This window comes from Nostoc sp. UHCC 0252 (assembly GCF_034931145.1).
Classification (GTDB): Bacteria; Cyanobacteriota; Cyanobacteriia; order Cyanobacteriales; family Nostocaceae; genus Nostoc.
The window spans coordinates 80,010-91,026 of sequence record NZ_JAYGHE010000004.1 but is presented as its reverse complement, the minus strand read 5'-3'; the positions used below and the strand labels follow the sequence as shown (position 1 = coordinate 91,026).

Below are 11,017 nucleotides of genomic sequence, written 5' to 3'. Positions count from 1 at the left end.
TAGCTACCATAATCTCGAAAATTTTATGACCTCTGCTGAATTTATATCGCCAGCGCAGTTAAAAGAAGAATTCCAGATTGAAGGAATTACAGAACCCAGCGTACTGCGTTATTTTGAAACCTTAAATGCCGGAGAATTTGAGGAAACTGCCGCCTTGTTTGGGGTAGATGGTGTGATGAGTCCACCATTTGAATCTGATATTGTGGGGACAGATGCGATCGCAACCTACTTAAAAAAAGAAGGGCAAAACATTAAAGCTTACCCCAGCACAGGAATAGCCGAGACTTTAGACACTGGCGAGATTCAAGTCCAGGTGACAGGCAAAGCCCAAACTTCCTGGTGTAGTGTGAATGTCTTGTGGCTATTTATCCTCAACCAACAACGGCAAATTTTGTATACTAGAATCAAACTTTTAGCTTCTCCCCAAGAGTTACTTTCTTTACGACAGGAAAAATAGCAAATAATTATAATTGCTTAGGAAATGTTTGATATTACCCAAAACAAAATCTAGGCATCAAAAAATAACTTTTGTCTATTTGACTAATTCTGGTAAAGTAGCTTCTAGCTTAAGACAGTTAGCACCATCAATCTGCAACTTATAATCTACTTTATCCATGAGACGATTCATAATTAGCCAACCATAACCACCTTCTTGTTTTTCCAGGGGGTTTGGAGCGTAATAGTTAGACATATCAAAGCCTTCGCCGTAGTCCCAAACTTCTAGAGCTAGATCCCGATCTTGTACTTCCAAACGTAGTAAAATCGGTAAATTTGGTTTGTCCTTGTGGGCATGACGGACTGCATTTGAGTAAGCTTCTACCAAAGCCAATCTCAAACGACTTGATTGCCTCGACCAATCTACAGATTCTCCTAACTGGATTTTCAAACATCCTAGCAACCAGTTTTCGACAATATTCAGAAAATTCAAGTCGCTTGGTACATGAAGCTCGCTTTTCATCACTTACAAAATCTCCAGTGAAAGTATAGTTTGATCGTCTTCTTGAACGTGGTTGTCTGCCTGGATACGAGCTAGTAAATGGTTAAGAGAAAGTGGTTGTTCCTCTTGTTGTAAAAGTTGCCAAAGACCATCTTGATTTAGCATAGAACGGCTCACGTCCTCAACACCAACCCCGGTTTTTATTGTTAAATCAGAATCATTTGAGATCATTGCTTCTGTAATTCCATCACTGGCTAGTAACAATGTGTCTCCGGCAGAGAGAACTAAACGACCGGACTGTGCCTGCCACTTGGGTAAAATTCCCAAAGGAACGCTGCGGACTTTCAGGTAATTAGGATTGTCCGTTAAAGCGTCTTGACGTGACCATAATAGTGGATAAATATGACCGGCATTTGTGTAGACGAGTTCCTTAGTACTAGGGGTATAACAAGCTAACACAAGAGTGATAAAGTAATTGTTGCTGATTAAATCTTCACTCAGAGCGTGATTGAGGTTTTGCATAACCACATTTGGCTCGGCTGGTGTTTCTTGAGATAATTCTCGGCGCAAAACTGAAATAATGCTAGCCATAAATAAAGCAGCTGGCACACCCTTACCAGAGACATCACCTACTGCCAACCACAAGTCACCTTTGGGATGAACAAAAACTTCAAAGAAATCGCCTCCTACTTCCCGCGCCGGGTAGCAACAGGCTTGTACTTTTACACCTTTGATATCAGGTAAACTTTGGCGTAGCAGGTTGTATTGAATTTGCCGAGCCACTTCCAATTCATTATGAATCTGCTGTTGTTTTTCTTGGAGGCGCTGGTAGAGTTTGGCTTGAGAAAGAGCTAAGGCTGCTTGTTCAGCAACACCCGCAATGAGTTGGATATCTTCATCTTGCCAAGGGCGATCGCGTCCCCATTGGTGGAGAGCCAGCACAGCCAACAAATGCTGCTGGTAGCTAAGTGGCACAACCAAATTGTGACAGGGGTTGCCCTCGTATATTTCTTGAGTAAGTTGATAATGTCGGGTTTCCAGTACCTTTTCAATTAAAATACTGGGGTCGAAAAAGCAATCTAATGCATTAGATGTTGAATCGTGGTATGAAAACTGGTCTTGAATCAGGCGATCGCCCTCTACTGGTCTGAGCAAGCAACTGGTAGCGTCAAATGTTTGTCCAATGGTTGCTACAATCTTTTGCAGCATACTGTCGTAGTCTAAAGACTCCCGAATTGCCGTTGTTACGGCATTAAACAAAGATTCTCGCTGTAGGGCCCGCCGCAACTCTTGCGTGCGTTTCTTAACTACGCGATATGTATCAGTAGCTTGCTCAACTAATGCCTTGAGTTTATCTGGATTCCACGGTTTGGTAATGTACTTAAATACCTGACCAGAGTTAATGGCATCCACCAAATCTTCCACATCAGTAAAACCAGTTAATAAAATCCGAATTGTGTCTGGAAAGCGCTCTACTGTACGACTAAAAAATTCAGTGCCGTTCATTTCTGGCATTCTTTGGTCAGAGATAATCACCGCCATTTCGCCAAATTTATCTAATATTTCAAGAGCGCTAAAGGCATGATTGGCTTTGTATACTTGAAAATCTCGCCTAAAAGTACGGTAGAGTAAATCTAGATTATCTGGCTCATCATCTACCACCATGAGCTTAAGTTTTTCGACCTCTGTTTCAGCCATATTGGACTTTAATTTTCAGATATTTGAATGGCGATATAGTGTGATTTTATCTCAGCTGATAAATCACACAAAACTAGAGAAGCTATTCACTTTGAAAATATCATTCTCAAAGTTGTGAGTTTCCCTTGGTCGTTCTCAATTGCTGCATATAAAAATTACCTTTATCCAACTAACCCAGAACGTAAGGCGCGGACTGCTGCTTGGGTACGGTCATCGGCACATAGCTTATTTAAAATATTGCGAACGTGAGTTTTAACAGTCCCAACAGTGATATAAAGTCTTTCGGCAATTAGTGCATTACTACAACCTTCGACAATCAACTGTAGCACTTCTAATTCCCTTTCTGTCAGGGTGTAAGGTTGAATTTCTTCCTGATTTTCGACAGAATCGGGGTTAGAGGCGATAGTCTTCGTATCTACAAAAGCTGATTCCAACTTTTGAGGATTTTGTTGAGCTTGTTGTAACACAATTCGAGCGATCGCTGGATCGATCCAGGCGTTGCCATTGTAAGTTACTCTCACTGCTTCCAGCAAATTCTCAAATTTTATATCTTTCATACAGTAAGAGTCTGCACCAGCAGCAAAAGCTGCCAACACAGCTTCTTTATTATCCTGCAACGTCAAAATTAACACCTTTGTGATTAGCTGCTGCCCATTAGCAGTAGATTTTACCTCCCGTGTTAGCTCAATGCCATCTTTATCTGGTAAACCAATATCTACAATAGCAATATCTGGTTGTAGCATTTTTAACATTTTTAGCCCATCAACAGCATTGGCAGCTTCACCTACAACTTCAAGTTCATCCTTTTGGATTAGTGCTGTCCGAATACCTACACGAGTGAGGTCATGATCTTCAATCAAAACAATACGAATTTTACTCATAGCCAACTTCAGCCCGTTACACTACCTTAACCATAAAGTCGAATTTCGTGACATACTTTCACACTCACTGCAAGCAGTATAGTGGAGACTTCTGTTCCCGGAACCAGAGTTGCGAGTTTAGTATTTTATACTGGGTGGATATTACACCTTGATAATAAAATTTGCACTGATTTAACCCAAGCACAAGGGTTCTGAGGAATCCCAATTTCACAACCGTAGCTTTATAGAGCCAAGGTTTGAGGTGGGGAGGATGTCAAGTTTTCTATTTTTGCAGGGTAATGGGGATCTTTAATTACTTAAGTTCTAATATAAAAAAATTTGATAAACTTAACATTCAAGCAAGGAAATCTGGTGTGAGAGTTACTCAACAATAGGCTATGTCTAAAGGCAATCAAGCATTTTCAGTATTGGGAATACCAGTCCACGTGATGTCTAACTATCCAGCGTGGTTGTTAGAATGTCTCCAGCAAGGCAGAGGAATTCATGTTGTAACGCTCAATGCAGAAATGACTATGCAGGCAGAGCAGAATCAACTCCTCGCTCAGATCATTAAAAATGCTGAACTAGTAATTCCAGATGGAGCCGGGGTTGTTCTATATTTGCGATGGCTGTTATGGCAAAAAGTGCAGCGTTTTCCAGGGATTGAATTAGCAGAAAAACTTTTGCAAGAACTTGGACAACAGAAGACAGGAGCAAAGGTATTTTTTTATGGAGCAGCGCCTGGAGTAGCCTCAACTGCGGCAGATTTTTGGCGGCAGCAAATTTCAGATTTGAGTATAGTAGGCACTCATTCCGGCTACCATTCCCCAGAAGAAGAAGCACAATTGAAACAAACTCTCACTCAATTGCAGCCGCAAGTGATTTTTGTCGGTTTGGGCGTGCCACGTCAAGAGTTATGGATTGCCGAAAACCGCCATTTATGTCCTGAAGCAATTTGGATCGGGGTTGGTGGTAGCCTTGATATTTGGTCGGGAACTAAAACTCGCGCTCCCGCCTGGTTAGGAAATAATAATTTGGAATGGTTGTATCGGCTTTACCAAGAACCTTGGCGTTGGCGGCGAATGTTGGCTTTGCCAGCTTTTGCAATAAAATCGTTTGTTTATCGGTTGACAGCAAAAGGGGCAATTAGTTAAGAGACGCGATTACGTCTGTGGGAGTTCTAAGTGTTATTACTTGGTTGATCTTAAAGGCTACAAAAATTTTAAATTTTCTTTGTTGAATTTTAAATTCCCAGGCGAAACCTGGGAATCCTTATTTTTGAGAGGAATGTCACATCTAAGCACGACAAGCTGTTTAGTTGTGGGTATAAGGAAAATTTAAAAATGCCAGTATTAACAACTCAAGTTAAGACAGACAAATCCGTTCATAGAGAGGACTGTAAAACTCAACAGCATAGTAGTAATACAATTGCAAAGGTGACATTGCAATCTGTAAGCAAGACCTACACTAACGGCACTCACGCCTTGCTGAATGCGAACCTTGAGGTCAAAAAGGGAGAATTTCTCTTTATCACCGGGCCAAGTGGTTCTGGTAAATCAACACTCTTGAAACTGTTGTATGGCCAGGAGTTGCCTACAGAGGGCGAAGTAATTGTTGATGAGTGTAATATAGCGGGTTTACGGGGCGATCGCTTGTCATTATTCCGGCGACGGATTGGTATTGTGTTTCAAGACTACAAACTGATTAGCCAACGAACAGTAGCAGAAAATGTGACTTTTGTGCTGCAAGCTCAAGGGTATACCCGTAAAGAAATTCAACGACGTTTAGAACCAACTTTAAAGCTAGTGGGTTTGCTGAGTAAAGCTGACTGCTTCCCAGATCAACTGTCTGGAGGAGAGCAACAACGGGTGAGTATTGCTCGTGCCATTGTTGGTACACCGCCTCTACTGTTGGCAGATGAGCCGACTGGAAATCTCGATCCAGATAATTCCTGGCAAGTGATCCAAATCCTCCAAAAGCTAAATTCCTTTGGCGCTACGGTAATTGTTACCACCCATGATGAACAATTGGTGCGGCGCTGCAATCATCCGGTAGTGCAAGTTCGTGATGGACTGTTGTCTCGGAAATAAGTATTGGGAATGGGGAATTGGGGATGGGGGATGGGGAATGGGGAATTGGGAATTAATTAGGATTCATCTCATCATTCAACTAATGACAAATGACTAATGACAAATGACTAATAAACGTGGTGTTTGATCTTTGCTGATACGGGTACGAAAGGTACTGCTGTTTTGGGGGGGAGAACTTGTAGGTTATGGTCTGCGAGCGAGCGGAGGCGATCGCAAGCTTGTAAGCTTTTAAAAGCTGCGTCTCGGATTGCAACTTCCTCCTCTCGACTGAGTAGGAGTTGCAAGCATTCGACCACATCTTGCTGCACTGAAGGATCAACTCGCTGACGGCTGACGAATTTAGTTAGTTGACGTAGGGCAATCAACCGTTTTAATGGATCTTTGTCTGTTAAATTTACCAACAACTGATCAAGGTGATCTTCTTCTCTATTTTCATAGAAGTTGACAAATTGCCAGACCAATAAAACTAAAGTTAACAGGGTTCCTACACCTTGGACAATAGCACCAGCAGCGATCCAAGAACTGTGAGAGTCAACCCAAATTGCCGCGGCCATGTAAGTGCAGACAGTAGCAAGACCACCACTTATGACTGCTAAAGCTAACCGATGATTTGAACTGTTTAAGAACTTACGTATTTTAGACCAGTGCAATTGCCAGTCCCACTTCTGCATTGAGTAAACCAATACCATTACCCCAATGCCTATTAAGAGAGCCAATAGGAGCATCCAGTTCCACAAGAACATTGCAACAAAAATTGTCAGGAACCCAAGAAAGCCCCCAGGCCCAGAGAAACGCTTAAATCTTTGCTGCTTTGTAGCTCCCTTTGTCTTGAACAATGGATGCGACCAGTTCCAGTTGGGGATTTGGTTGATCAATTGCTGCCAATCAGACGAAGCCTGTGCCAAAGTATTTACCTACTTGATTACGAAATTACATATTGTCTAAGTTTTACTAGAGATGAAGAAAGGGTGAAGACCCAAACCACAAAATATCCGATTTTTATCGACGGATAGTAGACTAGTACAGCATGGCGCAAATAAAGATACCATTTTCACTGGCTCAGAGCAAGGGTATGAAACCAATTCGCAATTCGCAATAGAGCCTCCGGCACGCTCCGCGAACGCAATTCGCAATTAAACTAAGCCCGACACTAGGGGCGAGGTTTTTACCTTTTCTATTGATCAAAAGCACAGAAGGTAACGCTGTAGATGTTATTCACAAACATCGCCGTAAGGACTTATAAACTGCTTTTCGTACTAAAAAACCTCATATTTTCAGCAAATACACTGAAAATATGAGGCTTCTGGAAGCTTTTGCTCAGAAACGCTACTGAGCTTTGCGATCTCCTGATGGCAGGTTGCAAAATGCATTACAAAACACAACAGCAATCAAAAGTATTGACGGTTGGTTAAGTTTTGGCCAATTAGCGTAGCGCTCTGAGGGTAACAGACCGTTGTAACTGAGCTAAAGCACGGTTGTAATCCAAAATTGCTGTGATTCGATTACCTTCAGCTTGTGTGAGGTCGTTTTCAGAGTTGATGACATCAGTTTGAGTGCCTACACCAGCTTGGAACCGCAAACGCGCTAGACGTAGAGCTTCTCTAGCTTGTTCTAAAGCGGTATTAGAGGTTTGAACATTCACCAAACTAGATTGCTGGGTAGAATAGGCTTGTTCTACCTGAAAGCGAATTTGGTTGCGCTGTTCAGCAAATTGAGTTTCTGCGATCGCAATATTAACTCTCTGCTGTTGTGCCCTTGCTCTTGCTGCTCCCCCATCATATAAATTCAGGGTTGCCCTAATTCCAAATGAATAACCATCAGTAACACTGACATTATCATCAAACTGGTCTAACAGGTCGTAACTGCCTACTAAACTAATTTGAGGCCCTAACTCTGCAAGTGCCTGTCTACGCTGTTGTTCGCTGATATTGCGTTGTGCCAACTGCTGTTGCAATTCTGGACGATTTTGGTAAGCCAGCACAATACTTTCTTCTAGGGTTGGGTTCCAAAGACCAGCTAACTGTACAGGGTCGGCTGCACTGATATTTATCGTCTGCGGCAAACTTATGCGAGTTGCTAATTGACGACGAGAAATTGTCTGCTGCGATCTAGCATTAGTCAAATTTTGTTGGGCATTGGCTAAATTCACCTGAGAGCGTAGCACATCGAACCGTGTACCAACCCCGGCGCGTTCTAAAGCTTCTGCATCACGCAAACTAGCTTCAGAGTTCAGCACAGCTGACTGAGCAATACGTACTTGTTCATCCGCTTGTTGCAGATTGTAGTAGTCAGTGGCAACATTCAAACGGATTGTCTCAGACTGAGTTTCTACAGCCAACTCATTGAAACGTACCTGTTCTTGTGCCGCTCTGATACTAGCTTGCACTCTCCCAGAAGTGTAGATGTTATACGAAAGTTGTGCTTGGCCAGAAAAAGATGTAGTGGGTTCGTCTTGGTTAGACAGTGCGCCATTTCGCCCGTTTAGTTCGTCTGTCAGCTGACTACTAGCAGACTGACTACGAGTTAAATCGGTGCTAATTCCCAAAGTGGGCAATAAAGCAGCTTGTGCCTCGCGCAGACCCGCCCGATTGCGTTCTAGCTCCAAAAGAGATACCTGTAAATCCCGATTATTACGCCGCGCTAATTCTAGAGCCTGTGCCAAAGTAATCGGCTGATTTTCCTGAAGTGTCACTTCCTCAGTTTTGGTGGGAAATTGCAGGGGATTTGAACTAGGAATCAGGTTCTCTGGAATTTGCACCGCCCCTGATGGCGCAGGAGTTACGGTTCTCGGCACAGTGGAAGGTTGCACTGAATCTTCTGGTGTAGGAGTTACGCTTCCTGGTACTATGGGAACTGGTGTCGAATCTGTGGGAATCGGGGTATTACTCTGAGCCACGCGATCGCTAACAGCATTTTGTTGTAAACAGGTGCTTGAAGTCAGTAGCGCAGATGAAGAATTAGTCTTGCTTTTCCCTGACTCCTGTGAACACGTTGGTGCTGACAACAGTTTTGCTGATTCTGTACCAGTCGCTGCTTGTAAAAATGTTTGCAACTCAGTAACAGTATTTATCTTTTGAACCACTGGCTGCTGTGCAGAAGACAGGGGCAATTTCTTTTGGACAAAAGAGGGTTTTGAAGTGTAATTGGGAATTACTACACTCTCTGATTTCTGCCCAGAAGTGCTTGAGTTACTTTGTTTTTGGGAATTTTGAGTAGAACGGCTGACATCTAGCTGTTGGGAAGAATTAGAGGTAGGTGTCGAACTGAAAAATCTACTTTTATCCTTCTTAAGTACTTGTTTTATTGGCACAAAAGTATCCTCAGCCGTAAATACTGGAATACTGTTATTACTTAAAGGCTTCATACTAAGTTTAGTGAAACCAAAACCAGTTACTAAAGTTGGAACACTAACATTGGCATAATTCGGCAGTTGTGTATTCATCGTGTCCACAACCGAGTTTTGACCATAAGTAGAAGTCAAAACACTAGGAGAAGAAGCCAGTTGTACCTTAGTTAGTTTTACAGTCCCAGCCCAAGCAGGCTGAGTAGTTAAAACTGCTGCCGTTACACCAGGCAAGAAGCTATAGAATAATTGCTGTCCTTTCACCGCATCCCTCACACGAAAATCACTCTAGCGGCAGAAAACCTTTCTTCACCACAGAATATAGCACGATACTAAATTTAGGAAAGAATATACTACGATACTAAATTTAGGGTTCGGAACTCTGTTTGTCTTCAAAACGTCTAACAATGCGAGAAAGTTCCGCCTTTTCATCGATACTAACGCGAGTAGGAGCACCGCTAATAATCCGTTCGTAGTTTCGGAAAGAATCTTTGATTTCGGGCCCGTCAGCAGTGATATTATACTCACGAATGCCCTTATCATGCCAAGATCCGCGCATTTTAAATACGTTAATTGCCCGCGACATTTCTCCACGAATTTCTACGTACTGTAGCATCAAAATTGTATCGGTAATCGTAGAGATATGAGAGTCAGTAATGGAATGCGCTCCTAAAAATTGGTCAGTTGTGTTGGTAAAGAAACCAGTAATTTCTTCTTGTTTAGCATAACCCGTCACCCCAATTACAAACTGCCTAAATGCATTATTGCTCACTCCTCTAGCTAATGCTGATAGGGAATCAATGGCGATGCGGGCTGGTTTAAAGATAGCAATCTCTGATTTAATAATTTGTAAGTGGTCTTCTAAACCAGTTGATTCAGGATAAGTACAAATTATTTTGAGTAAGCCTTGATCTTCTAATTCTTCAAAATCAATTCCCCAAGATGAAGCATTACGAGATAGTTGGGCGCGTGATTCTTCGTAAGCAAATAATATTGCCTGTTCTCCATTCAGACAACCATCTTGAATAAACTTACTAACTAACAAGGTTTTACCAGTACCTGTGGCTCCTGTTGCCAAAATAATAGAATCTTTAAAGAAACCACCACCGCACATTTCATCTAAGATTTTGACACCAGAAGATACCCTGACATTAGAAGACCGTTGAGTTAAACGCATTGCCCCTAATGGGAAGATGTTAACTCCTTCATTAGTAATTGTGAAAGGATATTCGCCTTTCATGTGAGTTGTACCGCGCAACTTAAGAATTTCAGCTGTGCGACGGCGGCGTTCTCCTTCTAAAACGTTGCGAACGATTACTACATTATCAGAAACAAATTCTTCCACACCAAAAGAAGCAACGGGGCCATATTCTTCACTGCGTTCAGTAGTAATTACAGTGGTGACATTCAGGATTTTGAGACGTGCTACCAAGCGAAAAATCTCGCGCCGCACTACTCCCATCGCTTCGTATTGCTGAAATACGGCTGTCATTGAGTCAATTGAAACTCGTTTAGCTTTGTATTTGCGAATGGCATATTGCAAACGTTCAATTAGTGCAGAAAGGTCAAAATTCCCCACGATATCTTGACCTTCTGGATCGGGAGACGCATCAAGAATAAACAACTTGCCTTCTTCAATTAGGCGTGGCAAGTTCCACCCGAAAACATGGGCATTTTTAATAATATCACTGGGCGATTCTTCAAAGGTAACAAAGACTCCTGGTTCATCAAAGTAGGTGATACCGTTATAGAGAAACTGAAGAGATAATAAAGTTTTACCAGTACCAGAAGTGCCACTGATCAAGGTAGTTCTACCAATTGGTAAACCACCATGACTAATATCATCAAACCCCTCAATCATCGTGCGAATTTTTTCTACACCTCCATTTTTCGGTGTTTTGTTTAGTTCTACTGGCTCGTTTTGACTCATTGCTTGATAATAAAAGGGTATTAAAAACGGGTTTTTTAACTTATAAAGCTTGCACTTGATTTTCTTGAGGCTATTTATAAGCCAATTATTAAGTAAGTAGAGTGTGTTAAGTCACAATTTGACTAATAAGAGAGCAAAAATAAATATTTTTCGGTAATG

9 protein-coding genes are annotated in these 11,017 nt (G+C 42.0%); 3 read left to right on the top strand and 6 right to left on the bottom strand.

Translation table 11 applies throughout. From position 1 onward, the window contains the following. Positions 1-25: 25 nt before the first annotated feature. Positions 26-457 (top strand): ketosteroid isomerase family protein, encoded by a 432-nt coding sequence (locus tag VB732_RS03750; protein WP_323229498.1) that lies wholly within the window; start codon positions 26-28, stop codon positions 455-457. Positions 458-532: 75 nt separating this feature from the next. Here VB732_RS03750 and VB732_RS03745 read toward each other — a convergent pair whose 3' ends face one another. The 3 genes from VB732_RS03745 to VB732_RS03735 all read right to left on the bottom strand — a co-directional run bounded on the left by VB732_RS03745 (position 533) and on the right by VB732_RS03735 (position 3,516). Next, the gene (locus VB732_RS03745; RefSeq protein WP_323229638.1) at positions 533-958 is read right to left on the bottom strand and encodes an anti-sigma regulatory factor; all 426 of its coding nucleotides are present in this window, start codon (positions 956-958) and stop codon (positions 533-535) included. 3 nt (positions 959-961) lie between these two features. Then, complete coding sequence (locus VB732_RS03740) at positions 962-2,635, bottom strand: SpoIIE family protein phosphatase (protein ID WP_323229497.1); 1,674 nt, start codon at positions 2,633-2,635, stop codon at positions 962-964. A 161-nt stretch (positions 2,636-2,796) separates the two neighbouring features. Next, complete coding sequence (locus tag VB732_RS03735; RefSeq protein ID WP_323229496.1) at positions 2,797-3,516, bottom strand: response regulator transcription factor; 720 nt, start codon at positions 3,514-3,516, stop codon at positions 2,797-2,799. Between the two features lie 377 nt (positions 3,517-3,893). On the opposite strand from VB732_RS03735, the gene VB732_RS03730 reads away from it, so the two are divergent. Then, the gene (locus VB732_RS03730) at positions 3,894-4,649 is read left to right on the top strand and encodes a WecB/TagA/CpsF family glycosyltransferase (protein WP_323229495.1); all 756 of its coding nucleotides are present in this window, start codon (positions 3,894-3,896) and stop codon (positions 4,647-4,649) included. A 189-nt stretch (positions 4,650-4,838) separates the two neighbouring features. Continuing rightward, positions 4,839-5,585, top strand: coding sequence for a cell division ATP-binding protein FtsE (gene ftsE, locus VB732_RS03725; RefSeq protein ID WP_323229494.1), 747 nt, complete (start codon positions 4,839-4,841; stop codon positions 5,583-5,585). A gap of 107 nt (positions 5,586-5,692) precedes the next feature. On the opposite strand, the gene VB732_RS03720 is transcribed toward ftsE, so the two are convergent. From VB732_RS03720 to kaiC, 3 genes are all read right to left on the bottom strand, one after another. Continuing rightward, positions 5,693-6,490 (bottom strand): armadillo-type fold-containing protein, encoded by a 798-nt coding sequence (locus VB732_RS03720; RefSeq protein ID WP_323229493.1) that lies wholly within the window; start codon positions 6,488-6,490, stop codon positions 5,693-5,695. A gap of 518 nt (positions 6,491-7,008) precedes the next feature. Next, positions 7,009-9,192, bottom strand: a complete 2,184-nt coding sequence (locus VB732_RS03715) for a TolC family protein (protein WP_323229492.1) — start codon at positions 9,190-9,192, stop codon at positions 7,009-7,011. Between the two features lie 103 nt (positions 9,193-9,295). Continuing rightward, positions 9,296-10,858, bottom strand: a complete 1,563-nt coding sequence (gene kaiC, locus VB732_RS03710) for a circadian clock protein KaiC (protein ID WP_323229491.1) — start codon at positions 10,856-10,858, stop codon at positions 9,296-9,298. Positions 10,859-11,017 lie beyond the last annotated feature (159 nt).

Excerpts from the sequence above, each read along its gene's own strand:
- VB732_RS03745 (WP_323229638.1), bottom strand. The coding sequence starts at position 958 with ATGAAAAGCGAGCTTCATGTACCAAGCGACTTGAATTTTCTGAATATT.
- VB732_RS03750 (WP_323229498.1), top strand. The coding sequence starts at position 26 with ATGACCTCTGCTGAATTTATATCGCCAGCGCAGTTAAAAGAAGAATTC.
- kaiC (WP_323229491.1), bottom strand. The coding sequence starts at position 10,858 with ATGAGTCAAAACGAGCCAGTAGAACTAAACAAAACACCGAAAAATGGA.
- ftsE (WP_323229494.1), top strand. The coding sequence starts at position 4,839 with ATGCCAGTATTAACAACTCAAGTTAAGACAGACAAATCCGTTCATAGA.
- VB732_RS03740 (WP_323229497.1), bottom strand. The coding sequence starts at position 2,635 with ATGGCTGAAACAGAGGTCGAAAAACTTAAGCTCATGGTGGTAGATGAT.
- VB732_RS03730 (WP_323229495.1), top strand. The coding sequence starts at position 3,894 with ATGTCTAAAGGCAATCAAGCATTTTCAGTATTGGGAATACCAGTCCAC.
- VB732_RS03735 (WP_323229496.1), bottom strand. The coding sequence starts at position 3,516 with ATGAGTAAAATTCGTATTGTTTTGATTGAAGATCATGACCTCACTCGT.